Source organism: Priestia megaterium (genome assembly GCF_009497655.1).
In the GTDB taxonomy this organism is placed as follows: Bacteria; Bacillota; Bacilli; order Bacillales; family Bacillaceae_H; genus Priestia; species Priestia zanthoxyli.
This window is the reverse complement of sequence record NZ_CP023317.1, coordinates 2,929,495-2,945,331: the sequence shown is the minus strand read 5'-3', so window position 1 is coordinate 2,945,331 and position 15,837 is coordinate 2,929,495. Positions and strand designations below refer to the sequence as shown.

At 37.5% G+C, this 15,837-nt stretch carries 16 protein-coding genes; 10 read left to right on the top strand and 6 right to left on the bottom strand.

Going from position 1 to position 15,837, the window contains the following annotated elements; translation table 11 throughout:
• The first annotated feature begins 81 nt into the window (after positions 1-81).
• Complete coding sequence (locus tag CEQ83_RS14830) at positions 82-633, top strand: hypothetical protein (RefSeq protein WP_033579460.1); 552 nt, start codon at positions 82-84, stop codon at positions 631-633.
• Between the two features lie 23 nt (positions 634-656).
• Here CEQ83_RS14830 and CEQ83_RS14825 read toward each other — a convergent pair whose 3' ends face one another.
• Entirely contained in the window at positions 657-1,109 is a 453-nt protein-coding gene (locus CEQ83_RS14825; RefSeq protein ID WP_028412796.1) for a Dps family protein, read from the bottom strand.
• 192 nt (positions 1,110-1,301) lie between these two features.
• Between CEQ83_RS14825 and CEQ83_RS14820 the strand changes: the two genes are divergently transcribed.
• The 3 genes from CEQ83_RS14820 to CEQ83_RS14815 all read left to right on the top strand — a co-directional run bounded on the left by CEQ83_RS14820 (position 1,302) and on the right by CEQ83_RS14815 (position 3,105).
• Positions 1,302-1,583, top strand: coding sequence for a hypothetical protein (locus CEQ83_RS14820; protein WP_013057684.1), 282 nt, complete (start codon positions 1,302-1,304; stop codon positions 1,581-1,583).
• A gap of 93 nt (positions 1,584-1,676) precedes the next feature.
• On the top strand, positions 1,677-1,850 hold the full coding sequence (locus CEQ83_RS27095; RefSeq protein ID WP_013057683.1) for a hypothetical protein: 174 nt from the start codon (positions 1,677-1,679) through the stop codon (positions 1,848-1,850).
• Between the two features lie 553 nt (positions 1,851-2,403).
• The gene (locus CEQ83_RS14815) at positions 2,404-3,105 is read left to right on the top strand and encodes a poly-gamma-glutamate hydrolase family protein (protein WP_098113300.1); all 702 of its coding nucleotides are present in this window, start codon (positions 2,404-2,406) and stop codon (positions 3,103-3,105) included.
• A 51-nt stretch (positions 3,106-3,156) separates the two neighbouring features.
• On the opposite strand, the gene CEQ83_RS14810 is transcribed toward CEQ83_RS14815, so the two are convergent.
• Positions 3,157-3,426 (bottom strand): CPCC family cysteine-rich protein, encoded by a 270-nt coding sequence (locus CEQ83_RS14810; protein WP_098113301.1) that lies wholly within the window; start codon positions 3,424-3,426, stop codon positions 3,157-3,159.
• Positions 3,427-3,713: 287 nt separating this feature from the next.
• Here CEQ83_RS14810 and CEQ83_RS14805 point away from each other — a divergent pair, with 287 nt between their 5' ends.
• From CEQ83_RS14805 to CEQ83_RS14790, 3 genes are all read left to right on the top strand, one after another.
• Positions 3,714-4,274 carry a copper resistance CopC family protein gene (locus CEQ83_RS14805; protein WP_049165347.1) on the top strand — a complete coding sequence of 187 codons (561 nt, stop codon included), beginning with the start codon at positions 3,714-3,716 and terminating at the stop codon, positions 4,272-4,274.
• 4 nt (positions 4,275-4,278) lie between these two features.
• Positions 4,279-5,340 carry a copper resistance D family protein gene (locus tag CEQ83_RS14800; RefSeq protein WP_228123011.1) on the top strand — a complete coding sequence of 354 codons (1,062 nt, stop codon included), beginning with the start codon at positions 4,279-4,281 and terminating at the stop codon, positions 5,338-5,340.
• A 413-nt stretch (positions 5,341-5,753) separates the two neighbouring features.
• Entirely contained in the window at positions 5,754-7,481 is a 1,728-nt protein-coding gene (locus tag CEQ83_RS14790; protein WP_034270099.1) for an ABC transporter ATP-binding protein, read from the top strand.
• 42 nt (positions 7,482-7,523) lie between these two features.
• Here the strand turns inward: CEQ83_RS14790 and CEQ83_RS14785 are convergent, their stop codons facing one another.
• Positions 7,524-8,189: a type 1 glutamine amidotransferase domain-containing protein gene (locus tag CEQ83_RS14785; RefSeq protein WP_028412803.1), complete on the bottom strand. Its 666-nt coding sequence runs from the start codon at positions 8,187-8,189 to the stop codon at positions 7,524-7,526.
• Between the two features lie 108 nt (positions 8,190-8,297).
• Positions 8,298-8,876 carry a hypothetical protein gene (locus CEQ83_RS14780; protein ID WP_028412804.1) on the bottom strand — a complete coding sequence of 193 codons (579 nt, stop codon included), beginning with the start codon at positions 8,874-8,876 and terminating at the stop codon, positions 8,298-8,300.
• 150 nt (positions 8,877-9,026) lie between these two features.
• On the opposite strand from CEQ83_RS14780, the gene CEQ83_RS14775 reads away from it, so the two are divergent.
• Positions 9,027-9,425 carry a FixH family protein gene (locus CEQ83_RS14775; protein WP_028412805.1) on the top strand — a complete coding sequence of 133 codons (399 nt, stop codon included), beginning with the start codon at positions 9,027-9,029 and terminating at the stop codon, positions 9,423-9,425.
• Between the two features lie 63 nt (positions 9,426-9,488).
• On the opposite strand, the gene CEQ83_RS14770 is transcribed toward CEQ83_RS14775, so the two are convergent.
• The gene (locus CEQ83_RS14770; RefSeq protein WP_155017370.1) at positions 9,489-10,865 is read right to left on the bottom strand and encodes an aminotransferase-like domain-containing protein; all 1,377 of its coding nucleotides are present in this window, start codon (positions 10,863-10,865) and stop codon (positions 9,489-9,491) included.
• Between the two features lie 150 nt (positions 10,866-11,015).
• On the opposite strand from CEQ83_RS14770, the gene CEQ83_RS14765 reads away from it, so the two are divergent.
• Positions 11,016-11,933: a DMT family transporter gene (locus tag CEQ83_RS14765; protein WP_028412807.1), complete on the top strand. Its 918-nt coding sequence runs from the start codon at positions 11,016-11,018 to the stop codon at positions 11,931-11,933.
• A gap of 294 nt (positions 11,934-12,227) precedes the next feature.
• On the top strand, positions 12,228-13,559 hold the full coding sequence (locus CEQ83_RS14760; RefSeq protein ID WP_013057669.1) for a polysaccharide biosynthesis protein: 1,332 nt from the start codon (positions 12,228-12,230) through the stop codon (positions 13,557-13,559).
• A gap of 36 nt (positions 13,560-13,595) precedes the next feature.
• On the opposite strand, the gene CEQ83_RS14755 is transcribed toward CEQ83_RS14760, so the two are convergent.
• Positions 13,596-15,386, bottom strand: a complete 1,791-nt coding sequence (locus CEQ83_RS14755) for a transglycosylase domain-containing protein (protein ID WP_028412808.1) — start codon at positions 15,384-15,386, stop codon at positions 13,596-13,598.
• Positions 15,387-15,837: the final 451 nt, after the last annotated feature.

The following is a 15,837-nucleotide window of genomic DNA, read 5'->3' as shown; positions in this document are numbered from 1 at the left end:
GGGTAAAAGTGAAAGGGTTTTATAAAAAAAAAGCGAATATCAATAACAATTCACGATCTATAGATAGGGGAATCAAAAAACATGAATGAGCTGCTGTCATACTCAAGTGAATTAAAACATGAAGCAAATCAACTGGTGGTATCCAACCGTTTATTTAATTTGTTAAGAGAGTACGGTTGCCCGCTCTCAGGGGAGAGTTTTGAGTTAAATGTCATGACAAATCGCATCATTAATTTTTACGTAGGAAATGATGAAATGGATGAAGAATCTATTTTTCACATGGGGTATCAGCTTACAAAGCGTTTTCAACCTTATAAGATGATATTTGCTAATGAAAAAGGTAAGTATCAGTGGAGTGTGTATATGATTCAGAAGGGTGAAGAGTGGAAGCTTGATATTTCCGTGCTTCCAGAAAATATCGTGAAGGGCAAAGTTGAGAAACAAGTATTATTAAAATCACTTCTCACTGAAAAGAAGCGGGAATGTATTTTATTTTTCAAGCAGCAAAGCGGATATAATCGCTACTATACGAGTGATCATGTCTATAAGGCTGTGCTAGAAGATGACATTTACGATGATATGTCTTTTTTTATGTGGCTGCAAAAACAAAAAAAAGGAAATCAACAAACGTAAAAAAAGAGCCGATTGGGCTCTTTTTATGCATGTACGGATGTTTTTACAGGTAAAGCAGCTTTTAGCATCCAAATATGTTTTTCAATGTTGCCAATTGTTCCAATGAATAAGTCAGCTGTTACGTGATCATGTGCTGCTTCAGCTTTTTCAACTGCATTTTTTAGGTTTTTAACAAGTAGCGTATAGTCATTAATTAAGGTTTCTACCATTTCTTCACTCGTTTGCTCATTCCCATCTTCAGAAAGAGTAGCTGCTTGTAAAAATTGCTTCATCGTAGCAATTGGGCTTCCTCCAATGGCTAGTAATCGTTCTGCATATTCATCTATATAGTCCGCCGTCTCATTATAGAATTCTTCAAATTTTTCATGAAGCGTAAAAAATTGAGGCCCTTTTACATACCAGTGAAAGCGATGTAGCTTTGTATATAATACGTTAAAATCGGCAATTTGTTGGTTCAATACGTTTTCTAAATTCATAGTTAATAGCCTCCTAATGAGTTGTTGTTATCTTATGTTTATATTATATCAAATATCAAATTAAAATCAATACTTATTTATAATTATTATTAAATAATAATCAGAATGCTTTTAAATTGCAGTTATTCTCTTTAAAAACTCTAAAGATATGATAGGATAGAGCAAGAGTATTGAAAGGAAGAAGGGGTAGTCATGCATATTACACCAGAAGCAAAACAATTAATTAACAATATACTTGAAGAGCAGGAGATAACAGGAATTCGCTTGTATTTCAAAGGAATTAGCTGTGAAATCCCTAACATTGGGTTAGCTTTTGAAGAGCCTTTTGAAAATGATGAAATGTATGAAGTCGACGGAGTACAAGTAGCAATGGAAGCTTCTATTGTGCCTTATACAAATGAATTAATGTTAGATGTCCATACAACGCCGTACGGCCCAGGTTTAGCGTTAGTTGGAGCTAAAGAAGCTGAGTAAAAAATTTATGTAAGAGAAGCTAACAGGTTTGTTGTTTGTTTTGGTAAACCTTGGTTTACTTAATTCAAACGTTAGTGAAATGGAGGGGGACCTATGCTTCTTTCTCATCATGTAACGGTTGAACAAAGACAGCAAATCAAACGCTTTAAACAGCAAATACAAGACGCAAAAACGCTAGATGAGCGCCGTTTGTATCAAGCCCAGCTAAATAAATTTGTTGAGCGCCTATTTATTGAGAATCGCTTGCAGCGCAGCGGCGAACAATAAAAAACACCTAGAAAAGAAGCCTTCAAAGAAGGTTTCTTTTTTTTTTAGTAGATTATTATACTTTTACACCTTGTAATTATTCATTTTCTTATATATCGCCCTTTATCTATTTGAAATTCGGTTTTCTGTATGAATATAGCACTAAAAACGTGTAAGTGACTGTTAAATGAAAGCGCTTTCTGTTATAGTAAAGGTATAGAATTGTACTTGTTCACCTACAATGTTCATAAGGAGTGGTTTGTATGATTGAAAGAGGAAACTTCTTAATTGGTTTAGCGTGGGGAACATCTTTGAGCATACCTTTATGGATCGCCTTCTTTGGCTGGATAAAATTAGTTTGGCGCTTGCTTTAAATAAATAAAAACAAAAAAGTAAAAAACTTCAGTGGATATGCGCTGAAGTTTTTTTAAATAGTATAAATAGGTATTAAGAACTATTGAATAAATTGTATTTTCAAACGATAAGTAAATAAGACTACTAAAATATTATTTTTGGATTTTTTAGGATTCTAATGTTTTAGGTCTTATTACATAATAGAAAGCGGGAGTACAAATTGAAAAGCTATCGTTTAGTAAGTTTCTCTACCTTATGTATCTGTCTATTCGTTTTATTCATTTCACCTTTTCAAGACACATCTAGTGCATCAACTGATAAATATCAAAATTTCAAGCAGCTCTCACAGCACGAGTCTTCAGCTAGCTATAAAGTGACGACTAAAGAAGCGAAAAGCCCTGTCCTTATCTTTGCTCCACACGGTGGAGGAATTGAAGGCGGGACAAGCGAAATTGCCAAAGAGCTTAGCAAACAAAATGCTCTTTACCTATTCGAATCGTTAAAATCGAAAGGCTCGCGAGATCTGCACCTCACAAGCACTCATTTTGATGAGCCCACAGCGCGTAAGATGGTAAGCATGTATGATAATGTTTTATCTCTTCACGGATATTCCGGGAATAAAAAACATATTTTTGTGGGGGGAACTGATCGGGAACGTGCAAAAAAATTAACGCAATTATTAAATCAAAATGGATTTCCCGCGGAACTGATTACAAAAGGGCACGATGAGATTGCAGGCATTAACTCTAAAAATATTGCAAATAAAAATCGTACCGGCAAAAGTATTCAATTAGAGATTAGCCAACCGCTGCGAAGTGCTATGTTTCATTCATTCACTTCACAAGGAAGAGATTCGTCTAAAACTCAAACTTTTTATAAGTTTACAAATGTGCTTTCTACATTTGTTTCCACTTCTTACTGAATCCAAAAAAGAATGCTTTCGCAAGCATTCTTTTTTTATAAACTAGTTTTGCTATTCGTGACTTATAATAGGTTTCCAGTTAAAATCTTTTACATCTTGAACAGAAGGCTTTCTCACGTGCTGTAAGCTTTCTTTATTACATGCTCCATAAACTGTAAAATTTTGCTGAGCTTCTATTAAAGAAATAGAGTTAGCTCCTAGTTCATTGGCATTCAGCTTTTGATACGGATCGTCTTCCCAAAAACATATCTCACAAATATCATAGTCACCATCACTGTCTAACGATTGATAACCGCAGCAAGGGCACGTATACTTTTTCATTGTTCCTATCCTTTCTGTATGGGATTTTAAGCTAGAAAAAAGTCAGCCATCTTATTTAACTATTTTACTATATTCAAGGATAGTCTGAAAGAATATTCAAAAAATTACAGCAGCACCTTACCTAGGATTTGTGAACATTTTATAACGAATTGGTGATAGTTCTTGTGAGATTGAGTGAAAAAGGAGTACACTTACTAGGAAAATAGATCGTGTTCGGAAACGTCTACATAAAAACATTTTTGGATATGATGAATGAAAAAAGAAAAAAGAGATAGGGAGTCATAAATATGAAAAAAATAATAGGTTTACTTTTAGCATGCTTTTTAGCTGTCCCGACAGTTAGTTTTGCTCATACACATGTGCAAACAACAGTACCGGAAAATGGTGCAACTGTTACAGCTCCTCTAAAAGAAATTAAATTAACCTTTGAAACACCGATTGAGAAAATTAGTACAATGACCGTTGCAAAAGATGGACAAAACATTTCACTTGCATCGCAAAAAGTAGAGGGTCATGATTTAATAGCTTCTGTTGATCAGCCTCTTGAAAACGGATCTTACGCAGTAAACTGGGAAATTGTAGGGGAAGATGGGCACGTAATAAAAGATTCGATTGCTTTTAAAGTAGATGTGAAAGATGAAGCAAAAGAAGAGAATACTCAAGCAGCCGGAAAAGATAGTGAAAAAAAGCAGGGCGCCACGCAATCCGAACAGCACCAAAAAAGTGCAGCAGCAAATGATGAAAAAACGGAGAACAATGATTCTTCATCGTTTTTTGTTATCGTGATTATTGCTATTGTAGTGGTGGTTGGAGCATTACTCTTAATCTTCAGAAAGAAAAAGGCTTAAAAAGATGAGTGTTTTGTTGCCTGTTTTTGAGTGGTTCACATACGTAGCTCTTTCCTTATTATTAGGATTTGCCGTACTGCAATATGTACCCCTTACAAAAAAGCCAACAATTTTATTATCAAAGCGATGGCTACTTGCAAGTGCAGCGGCTGTCGCTCTTTTTTCGGTTGGAAATTCGCTTGAGATTATTTTATCTTTTTCAAAAATAAGAGGGTTAGGTGAAACAGTTCGTCTTGTATTATTGGAAACACGAACGGGACACGCCTGGATCTTTGTTGTACTGATTGCTATTTTATGTATGGTTGCTGTTTCAATAGAGAGCCACCCCCATATGTATACATTACTGACTGTAGCCTTAGTGGGAGGAATCGCCTACGCAAGTCACGCAGCATCCGCTTCTGTGCTTAGCGGCATGTTGTCTCATTCCCTTCATATTTTAGCAGTTGGACTGTGGGGAGGAGTGGTTCTGATTGTTGCCGCTTTTTCAAAAGAAACCTCCAATTGGAAAAGTTTCTTAAGCTGGTTTACTCCTTTTGCGATCGCTTGTTTTGTGCTTCTTTCATTAAGTGGGTTCATTTCGATGGTTATTATCATGGGGCTGTCCAACTATGTAAATTCATGGGCTACAGATTACGGGCAATCTCTTTTGTTAAAGCATATTACGATTATTCCGCTGCTTGCATTTGCCGTCATCAATGGCTTTCTTATGAAAAAAGCGATAAAACATCCAGAATATAAGCCCGTGATGTGGATTCGAGCAGAAAGCATTGTTTTGCTGATCATTTTTTTATTTACAGCTATCATGGTAACGCAATCGCCGCCAACTAATATAAGTCATATGGCAATGGATTCATCGATTCTTCCGTTTATCTATGGGAAACAAGTGACGCTGCCTCTAACGTTTCACGTAACGATTGTAGGAATCCTATTCTTATTTGTTGCACTGCTGTTTTTTGTGTATTTACTTGTTTGTTTTTACAAAAAGACAGTATGGCTCAGCGTATTAAGTGCGGGTTTGTTTGTGTTTGCTTTTTATATTGCGATGATGACAAGTATTCAAGTCTAAAAACAGTGAGAAATATCTCACTGTTTTTTTATTAGCCATTAAAAGTAGTGTTATCTCTCGGGCCATTTCTCGGAGAAGGGGGCATCGGCATTTGGGAACTAGAACCGGAGCCGGATGTAGAGCCGCTTGGAGGCGATATATTTCCTGCGTTTCCAAAAATAACGATCCCGCCAGAAATTGTGCCAATAGAAATAGATTTAATATAAACAGACATCCTTATTCAACCTCTCATCTAGTAAAAGAATTCAGTGTACCATAGTATATGACCAGCTTGTCATTTTTGTATAGACGAGTTTAAAAAATAGGTAAAAGCTTAGAAGTTCAGGTTGAGAAAGGAAATGGTGTAAAATAAGATAGAACTTTGAAGGTAAAGTGTTGATATCACCTATTAAAAGAAGTAGAAAGGAACTAAGATGAATACGCAAAAAGGAATTCATTTTTCATTTAAAAAATTATGGTTGCTAACGAACCCTCCGACAGGAAAGCTACTCATTTCGTTCATACTGGCCTTAATTAATACCGGAGCGTCGCTTTCTATTCCTCTTGTCATTAAAGAAGTGATGGAGAAAATTGCAGTAGGCGTCTCACCGCAGCTTATAGCAGGACTCCTTGGTTTATTTGCTGCTCAAATGGCAACAAGCGCAGTATCTCTTTATCTCCTTGCTCAAGTAGGCCAAGGTGTTGTAAAAGAACTCAGACATAAAGTGTGGAACAAGCTCATAAAGCTTCCGGTTTCATTTTACGACCAAAATCGTTCCGGTGAAATGGTAAGCCGCATTACAAATGATACAACCATTGTGATGAACTTATTGTCAACAGAAATGATTGACTTTGTTAAAAATATTTTATCTATTATCGTTGCCATTGTTATTTTATTTACGCTTGATGTACCCATGACGCTCATTTTATTAGCGGTTATTCCCGTTATGTTTGTACTGGTTATGCCGCTAGCGAGAAAAATACATAAAATTTCACGTGAGCAGCAGGATAAAATGTCCAAGCTTACAGCTTTTTTAGCTCAAATGCTGAGTGAAATCCGCTTGATTAAAGTATCCGGTTCAGAGAAAAAAGAAGTTGATTCCGGCTTACAATCGTTTCAGTCACTCTACCTCTTCGGTGTAAAGAGAGCTAAAATTGAAGCTATCATTACACCGATTATTAGCACGGTGATGACCGCTGTTATGATTGCCATCGTCGGGTTTGGCGCATACCGGGTGAGTGAGGGATTTATCACTGCAGGAGAGCTGGTGGCTTTTGTTCTTTACCTTTTTCAAATTATGGTTCCGGTTGGTTCACTTACCCGATTTGTTACGAGCTTTCAGCAAACTAAAGGAGCTTCAGAAAGAATCTTTGATATATTAGCTGAGAAAGAAGAGAACTATGAAAATGGAGAAGTGCTTGAACAGGTAGGGAGTTTAAGGTTCGATAAAGTTGCTTTTCAATATGAAGATAAACCCGTATTGCAGGAAGTTTCATTTTCTGCTAAAAAAGGAGAAGTTACCGCTTTTGTTGGACCTAGCGGAGCTGGAAAATCTACTGTTTTTTCTCTTATCGAACGCTTTTATGAGCCTTCATCGGGTCACATATTCTTGGATGGAACAGACAGTCAAAACGTCAACTTACGTTCGTGGCGTCACCTATTTAGCTATGTTCAGCAAGATTCTCCGATTTTAGCAGGAACAATTCGAGAAAATCTCATTTACGGATTAGAGCGGCATGTGACGGATGAAGAAATAGAAGAAGCAGCAAAGTTAGCGAATGCTCATCATTTCATTCAGTCCTTTGAAGCTCAATATGAAACAATGATTGGAGAAAGAGGTATTAATCTCTCAGGAGGACAGCGACAGCGTATTGCAATTGCCCGGGCGCTGTTACGCAATCCTCAGTTTTTATTACTGGACGAAGCGACAGCTAGCTTGGACTCCGAATCAGAAAAGCTTGTGCAAGAGTCATTGGAGACAGTAATGAAAGAACGCACATCACTCGTCATTGCCCATCGTCTATCTACGGTCATTAATGCGGACCAAATTGTTGTAATAGAAGAAGGGCAAGTTACAGGAAGCGGAACGCATAAAGAGCTGTTAGCCTCTCATTCTTTTTACCGGCGTTTGGTAGAGCAGCAGTTTCAAACATCCCTATAGAACAAACAAAAAAAGACTGCTTTCGAGCAGTCTTTTTTTAGTTTATTTATTTAGCTTTTTAACTAATTCATCACCCATTAACTCAGAAGAAAAAGGATCTCGGCTTGTGACAATTTGATCATTTGCCCAAACAGCATATGCTTTTTTATCCATCTCAGGGATGTAATTAGCCACTTCACGAAGTTCTTGTTCTAAACTGTATGGTAAAAAGGGAAGTACTTCTTCCGGTTCAATTTCATCAGGATAACCGGTTACGTCTAGTCCTTTAATTAACAGTTCATCATCGGATCCTTTCAAGAAAGCAAACACAGAAGGTCCGTGACACTCAGCTGCTAAAATACCTCCGTTGTCGTACACTTTGTTCATAAGTGCATGCAAGTCCACATTTTTTGCTAAGTCAAACATAGCGCCGTGGCCGCCTACTACTAAGATAACGTCATAGTTCTCAGCATCTACTTCTTCAAGTTTCATTGTCTGATCCGCTCTTCCTGACTCATATAATTTCTTATACGTTCCGTCTGGATCAAAGTCTTCTGAAATACTTCGAACGTCTAGTTCCGGCTTACCTCCAAAAGGTGAGGCTAAGTCAACGGTGTGTCCTGCGTTCTCAAGCTTTTGCAGCGGAGCAAATAATTCTTCTGCCCACCAACCTGTGTGATAATCTTTCTCTTCGTATCCGCTTGATAATACAGCTAACACTCTTGCCATGTTTATACCTCCTAAATGATGTAAAACGTATAGTGATACATATCATGTATTCATTGTGTATTCATTGTGAACTGTACCCTATATAAAAAAACTTTAAACAATGGCAGGTTATGAAAAGGTAGCGTGAATCATAAACAAAACCAAAAAAGAGATAGCAAATTTAAGATGCCACTTTTTATCTGTACGCTTATAGCGCTTCACGCCCATCACGAGCAGACAAGCTAGAACAGCCATTGTGATAATTCCTGAAAAGTACGTAAAATTTGCTTGAAATCCTTTTATCAAAGCCATATAACCATGTAAAATAATCAAAGCAGTTGATATAAGGGCAACGGGAACGTGCCACTGACGAACGTACTTGGCTAAAAACTGAATAAGCGGTTTTAACTCAAACTTTCCTTTTTTAATTTGCGATATCGGTTTCCATTTTAATAATAAAAAGATAGGATAAATAGCTAAAGCTGCAAAGAAACCAATTCGTGCGATAGAACCAAGCTCTTTAAAATTCCCTTCGTATATTTTAGAATCAAGCGGAAGGGAATGTTTATAAATAGGGACGTAAATAAGCCCTGCTACAACTAGTAAAAAAGATATAGTAAAGATAAAGATCACTTTTTTACGCTCACTTTTATTTTTGATTAACGTCTGTAGCCATGATTTTTTAGCTGGAGATTTAGCGGAATTCATTTTCTTCCTCCTTGGAAAAAACTAGTTAGTATCAGTATGAACTTTTTTTCTTAAAAAATCTTTAAAAATCCTTCTTTTTTAAAAAAATTCATTTTTTTCTTTGCAATACGCGTTATAGTTAAACAAAGGGTTTAAAAAGGAGATGAATACATGAAAAAAAGAATAAGTATATCTATAATCAGTCTTTGTTTACTTTTAACAGCCTGTGGTCAGGAACCTGCTCAAAGCACAAATGCTGAGCAGCCAAAACCGTTGGACGTAAACCTTCAAGGCCCAGAGGCGTTACAGAAAAATGAAAGCGGTATCTACAAAGCCGAAGTTACATATGGAGACGAAAAAGTAAAAAATGATGACGTTGAGATGATTGAATTTGAAATAGAGAAAAAAGATGGCGAAGGGAAAGGGAAGATGTTAAAGCCGAAACAAATAGGAAAAGGTGTATATGAGATACAAACATCTTTCTCTGAGCCTGGCACATATACCGTGCAGTCACATGTTTCTGCAAAAGGGACGCATAACATGCCTCTTATAACCGTTACGGTTAAATAAAAGAAGTCAAGGATGCTAATTCCTTGGCTTCTTTTCGCTTAGTATGTCCGTTAAATTCCCATTCTACAAGGGGAAAAGGTTATTTGGAATAGGATGATGTTTTCTATCATCAATTAAAGTAATACACTGAGCCAGCTGTTCAATCCCTCGTTTGATCGTATTCTTATTTACTTGTGAGATGCTTAATCGGATAAGAGTGTCTCGTTTATATTCTGGTAAAAAAAATCTAGAAGCATCATCAACATATATGTGCTGCTCGTTTAGCATGTGGACAATCTGTTTTGCTTTCACATGCTCAGGCAAACTAATGGATAAATAGAATCCTGAAGGTGGCTTAGAAAAATGTGTATGAGCGGGCAGCAGTGAATCACATGCTTCTACAAGAGTTTGCATTTTGGTATGGTATACCTCTTTTATCTTTTTAAGATGACTAGTAAACATGCCGCTTTTTAAATAAATTTCAAGAGCACCTTGGGAAAGCGCTGAACTATTAAAATCTGAACTGAATTTATAGCGTAAAAAGTTGCTATTCATTAACGAAGGAAGCACGATAGCAGCAATGCGTAACCCAGGAAGAAAAATTTTCGAAAAGCTTTTAATATAAATGACTCGTCCAGAAGGATTAAAAGAAAATAAAGGATCTGATTTTGCATCGGGATCAAGGTCGCCCAAAAAGTCATCCTCGACTATATATACATCGTATTTTTCGGCCAGCTCCACGATTTTTTTCTTCTCGAAATTTGTATAACAATGTCCAAGAGGATTATGGAATCTTGGAATAATATAGAAAAATTTTATGTCATTATTTCGAAAAATGTACTCCAAACGTTCAAGATCAATCCCTTCCATCGATAGCTCGATCCCAAAAGTAGTAGTTTGGTGCAGGGTAAGAGACTCGATAAAACCGAAATAAGTGGGCTGTTCAATCAGGATATTATTTTTTCCATTTGGAAATGGCATAGAAACTAATAAGTGAAGAGCTTGCTGAGACCCAGATACAACAACTAACCTTTCAGCTTGAGTGAACACCTGTAGGCTCTGCAAGTGTTTCACTAACTGTACCCGCAATGAGTAAGAGCCTTGTTGATCAGAGTATGTAAAAAGCTCTTCTTTGTAGTGTTCAATTGCTTGGTTTATACAATGCTGAAATTCAAGATAAGGCATAACGTTTTTATCTGGACCAGCAGACAAGAAATCAATCACTTCGTTTTCATTCGTCCTATGTTGAAATTCTGCCACAACGTAGTAGCCGCTTTTAGGAACAGAATAAATTAAATGCTCTTTTTCTAATTCGCTGTACGCTTTAATAACGGTATTCTTGCTGCACGAAAAATGGTGGGAGAGTCGGCGAACAGAAGGGAGTTTACCACCTGCAATAAGCGATCCATTTGCTAGGCCAAGCTTAATTTCTTCCATGATTTTTAGATATTTCAAACTCATAGGTCCTACTCCTTTAATTTGTACCCGTACAGTTAGGTAAAAGAATGATTTATTTTACTAGTTGTCCTGCGCTATCCTTTTAATTATATCAGAACTTTTTTTAGAAAAATGGTACAGTTCTGAAAAATAAAAAGACAGGGGTAGGGTAAGATGCAAAAAGAAACGAGAGAGAAAATCGGCTTATTGTTAGGGGTAGTAGGCGTTATCTGTTTTAGCTTAACCCTTCCTTCTACAAGTGTTGCAGTCGAGTATTTCGGAACGACAGTCGCCGGTTTAGGAAGAACAGCTATAGCTGCTATCTTAGTAGCTGTGATATTGATTGTACGAAAAGAAAAATTTCCTTCTCTTCGCCAATTTAAAAGTCTGCTGATCGTTGCTTTAGGCGCAGTTTTAGGGTTTCCTCTGCTCACTTCCTGGGCAATGAAATCATTGCCTGTTTCTCACGGAGCGGTTGAACTCGCTCTTTTACCATTAGCCACAGCCGGTTTTGCGATGTTTAGAGGAGGTGAACGTCCTTCTTTCAAATTCTGGATATCAAGCATGATTGGTTCTGCAGCTGTTATCGTGTATGCTCTTCACCTCGGATTTGGTCAACTGCAGTTTGCCGATGCCGCTCTACTAGCAGCGGTGCTGATACTTGGACTGAGCTACGCAGAAGGAGGGGTGTTAGCAAGAGAATTAGGCAGCTGGCAGGTAATTGCTTGGGCCATTATCATCGGTGCGCCATTTTTTATGATTCCAGTGGGACTAAGCATTACAGCTGAAATGCTTCATGCGCCTTTAAAAGCGTGGGTTAGTTTGATTTATCTATCAGTCGTGAGTCAATTTTTAGCATACGTTGCTTGGTACAGCGGGATGGCTATGGGGGGAATAGCCAGAGTTAGCCAGGTTCAATATTTGCAGCCGTTTTTAATGATTCTGTTTGCAGCTCTATTTCTAGGCGAATCAATTACACTTTTTACTCTTGCTATAGCAATAATTGTTGTCTTTTCGGTTGTACTAGGCAAAAACGCCTCGGTATCAAAAAAAGAAGTGCATCCCCAGAAAATGATGAATAAAGACGCTTAACTAATATGTAAATTTGTTACATTAAAACAGCATGCTCTATTTCCGTTAGTAATCGGCAGGTTCATTCAGTCTCCTGTTTTTCTATGTAAGTTTCAAGAGCCAAAAGATAAGAAATGAATGAATTTCCTATGTAAAAAAGGTATATAACGGTTTTTTTTCACATAGGTTGAACATTATACAAGAACTTGTACACCGAAAAAATACAATTAGACAAATAATTCGTATTGGGCTTGTCATATACATAGAGAGAAGAGGTAGTGATGAAAAAGGACGGGAGATAGAGGAGATAACGAGATGAACACTTTTTTAAAAGGAACGTTTATTCTAGCAGGTGCTGCCTTTGCAGGAGAGTTAATTGAATTTCTTGTAAATATGGTACTTGCTAGAGAATTAGGAAGGGAAGGCATGGGCATGTACATGACTGTTCTTCCTATCATTTTTCTTATTGCCACCGTAGCCAACTTAGAACTGCCTATTTCTATTTCTAAATTTCTTGCTGAACATCATCGCAAAGAACATCAGCATATGATGAAGCATGCCACCATTTTTGCGACTGCTGTGAGCTTGGGGATCTTTTTTATTACACTGGCCGTATTAGCAGCCTTTCCATTTTTCAGTCACTATCATCCTTACTTGAAATGGGTTGTACTATGTTTCATTCCGGTTGTTTCATTTTCAGCGGTGCTTCGTGGATATTTTACGGGTAAAAATAATATGACGACCATCGCTGTGTCTAATTTTATTCGCAAAGCCTTTCAGCTAACTATTTTATTTGTTGTTTTTCAAATGTTCGCTTTCACAGATGTTAAAATGTCTCTGTTTATTGCGATTTGTACACTGATTGGAACCGAAGCTGTTATTTTGCTTTATTTTTTTATCACGTATGTTACTCAGTTAAGTGTTTTATCAAGAGGGCACAGGCCTCTGCTTTCTCCAAGTGAGATTCGGAAAAAGCTGTTAGGCGTCTCACTTCCGACCACGGGACTGCGTTTATTTAATGCGGTATGTAATGCTATTCAGCCGTTTTTAATCAAACACGCGCTCGTTTTATCGGGCATGACGTTAACCGGGGCAACGCAGCATTTTGGTATGCTAACAGGGGTAGCGATGTCGATCGGCTTTTTTCCGGCTTTCTTTGCTCACTCTCTTTTAGTAGCACTCATACCTGCTGTATCTGAAGCTCATGCGAAAAATCAGGAAGAACAGCTTCAAAGACTTTTGACTCAAAGTATGCAAATGACATTTTTATATGGGATTCCGTCTATAGTGGCGATGTATTTCTTTGCTGAGCCGCTTACTAACTTGTTTTTTCATTCTACAGAAGCCGTGTACTATCTAAAGGCTTTATGGCCGTATTTTCTTTTTCACTTCTTTGCCGTCCCGCTTCAAGCTTATTTAATTGGACTCGGCTATGTAAAAGATGCTTTTTATCATACGATTTGGTCTCATATTGTCTCTTTTTCCCTGATGTTTTTCTTAGGATCACAAACAAATATTGGCATGCAGGGAATTATTATCGGGATGAACTGTGGCGTGGTTGTTTTGACCGTTCTGCATTATGTAACGATTTGCAAAGTCATTAACGTTTCCTTTTTTTCACTTAAGCATAAAACGCATTTATCTTAAAAAAAACCTCCAACAGTGAAGTTGGAGGTTTTTTGGTTACCAGTTATTCATAATTGAGCTAAACAGTGTAGCAGGGTCTTGTCCGCCGCCGCCTGATAAGTATTTCGTTGTTTGCGTAGAATTAGCATTATCAAAGCCAGCGTGGATAGAAACGACTGCATCATCGGTATACCCGACAAACCAAGCATCTTTGACGTCGTTGGTTGTACCGGTTTTACCTGCAGCATCTCGTGAAGAACGAGCGTTAACACCTGTTCCATAGCTTTTTTCAATTACGTCTTGCAGCATGGATGTCATTGTATCCGCATTTTCTTCACTCATTACTCGCTCTGTCTGAATGTCTGGCTTTTTCACTTCACCGTCGCGCATCTCAATTTTTCGAATTGCGTACGGCTTAGTCATGACGCCTTTGTTAGCGAAGGTTGTATATCCTTGTGCTAACTGAAGGGGAGAGAACGTTGTCGTCGTTCCTCCAAGAGCAAGCCCTAATTTTGACTTATCGTCATCTTCAAGAGGAAGTCCAGCTTTTTCCATGAATTTTGCGCTTGTATCAATACCAATTTGTTTTAAAAGCCAAACAGCTGGAACGTTAAGTGAACGAGTAAGTGCTTCACGCATTGTCACATGCTTTTGATATTCACCTTCTGCGTTTTTAGGGCTATATCCACCGCCAAAGTCTTGTCGTTCGTCACTTAAGAGTGAAGTTGGTGTATAATCTCCAGTTTCTAAGGCTGGACCATATACGGCTAAAGGCTTAATAGCTGAACCAAGCTGATAGCCGCTTGTAGCACGGTTTAAGCCGTTTCGCTCATAGCTGCGTCCTCCATACATCGCTGAAATCCCACCTGTTTTAGGGTTGACAGCTGAAATCCCAACCTCTACTTTACTGTTGATGGCATCATCTCGGAACGTATGATTTGCTACAGAGTTATTAATCGATTCCTGTAAATTAGGATCTAAATCTGTATAGATGGCATAACCACCCTTATAAAGGTCATCAGCAGATACGCCATATTGTTGAGCAGCTTCTTTAATTACATAATCAATAAATGCTTGATTTGAGTTCGGTTTTTTAACCGGAATACTAGGCTCGACTACACGTTCATTTAACGCTTGCTGATACTGAGTATCGCTAATAACGTTTTGGTCATGCATCAGTTTCAATACAACGTTTCGTCGGGCTGTTGCTTTTTCTGTACTATTGCTTGGTGAATACGTACTCGGCGCTTTTGGGAGTCCTGCTAAAAGCGCAGCTTCGCCTACGGTTAAATCTGATACAGGCTTATTAAAATAAATCTGAGAAGCTGCACCAATACCGTATACACCGCTTCCGAAATAAATTTGATTTAAATATAATTCCAAAATTTGATCTTTTGTAAATTGTCTTTCTAAGCCTAGTGATAGAAACATTTCATCTACTTTACGTTTAATGGTCTTATCACTAGATAAGTAAAGATTTCTTGCTAACTGCTGTGTAATGGTACTTGCGCCTTCAGCTTTACTCATTGTTACAATGTTCTTAAAAAGGGCGCGGCCAATACCTTGTAAATCAATCCCAAAATGCTTGTAAAAGCGACGGTCTTCCGTTGCAACAAACGCCATTTTTACATAATCGGGAATTTCATTGCTCGAAACATTTTGACGGGGAACGGTTTTATACAATTCGTCAATCTTACGGTCATTTTTGTCATAGACTACCGTACTTTGAACCGACTGCAGTTTCGAGTAAGATAAATCAGCCGTTTGCTGAAATTGCTTTAATACATAGGTAACTCCTAGCATTACAATTAAAACAACGACTAAAAAGGCTAAAATAAATTTCCTCATGTTGGTTCACTCCACTAAGTAATAATTCCATGTTCACACATAGCTACATTCTTCGTCTTTACAAGGTCGTTATGTAAAGAATGCTGAAGTTTGTTGACCCATTCAATTTTTTAACAAAGAGATGGGTGATAAAGTATTAACGTTTACAAGCTGACGCGCTAAGTTTAATAAAGGCTATTATTCAAGTGCAGGTAAGTTTTTAGGGTATAAGACGATTGACATAAATAGCTCTTTACGCAGTTATTTTTTGCTTACTCGCAGATGCTTCGTTTTTTTATTAAACTGAAACAAAGTGAAATACAATCATCTGAACTTAGTTTACCCATAAATTTGTGTTTGTCAAATAAAGTCGTATAAAGCACCATTCGGGGCTTTGTTCCCCTTTATGAAAAACCAAGGGGGTATTTTACGTTCTGTTTCTCATAGAAAAAAGTTGTTATAACACGTATAA

Coding starts and splice junctions, on each gene's coding strand:
- CEQ83_RS27095 (WP_013057683.1), top strand. CDS start 1,677: ATGCTTCTTTCTCATCATGTAACGGTTGAACAAAGACAGCAAATCAAA.
- CEQ83_RS14805 (WP_049165347.1), top strand. CDS start 3,714: ATGAAAAAAATAATAGGTTTACTTTTAGCATGCTTTTTAGCTGTCCCG.
- CEQ83_RS14785 (WP_028412803.1), bottom strand. CDS start 8,189: ATGGCAAGAGTGTTAGCTGTATTATCAAGCGGATACGAAGAGAAAGAT.
- CEQ83_RS14780 (WP_028412804.1), bottom strand. CDS start 8,876: ATGAATTCCGCTAAATCTCCAGCTAAAAAATCATGGCTACAGACGTTA.
- CEQ83_RS14820 (WP_013057684.1), top strand. CDS start 1,302: ATGCATATTACACCAGAAGCAAAACAATTAATTAACAATATACTTGAA.
- CEQ83_RS14765 (WP_028412807.1), top strand. CDS start 11,016: ATGCAAAAAGAAACGAGAGAGAAAATCGGCTTATTGTTAGGGGTAGTA.
- CEQ83_RS14755 (WP_028412808.1), bottom strand. CDS start 15,386: ATGAGGAAATTTATTTTAGCCTTTTTAGTCGTTGTTTTAATTGTAATG.
- CEQ83_RS14790 (WP_034270099.1), top strand. CDS start 5,754: ATGAATACGCAAAAAGGAATTCATTTTTCATTTAAAAAATTATGGTTG.
- CEQ83_RS14810 (WP_098113301.1), bottom strand. CDS start 3,426: ATGAAAAAGTATACGTGCCCTTGCTGCGGTTATCAATCGTTAGACAGT.
- CEQ83_RS14770 (WP_155017370.1), bottom strand. CDS start 10,865: ATGAGTTTGAAATATCTAAAAATCATGGAAGAAATTAAGCTTGGCCTA.
- CEQ83_RS14830 (WP_033579460.1), top strand. CDS start 82: ATGAATGAGCTGCTGTCATACTCAAGTGAATTAAAACATGAAGCAAAT.
- CEQ83_RS14760 (WP_013057669.1), top strand. CDS start 12,228: ATGAACACTTTTTTAAAAGGAACGTTTATTCTAGCAGGTGCTGCCTTT.
- CEQ83_RS14825 (WP_028412796.1), bottom strand. CDS start 1,109: ATGAATTTAGAAAACGTATTGAACCAACAAATTGCCGATTTTAACGTA.
- CEQ83_RS14775 (WP_028412805.1), top strand. CDS start 9,027: ATGAAAAAAAGAATAAGTATATCTATAATCAGTCTTTGTTTACTTTTA.
- CEQ83_RS14800 (WP_228123011.1), top strand. CDS start 4,279: ATGAGTGTTTTGTTGCCTGTTTTTGAGTGGTTCACATACGTAGCTCTT.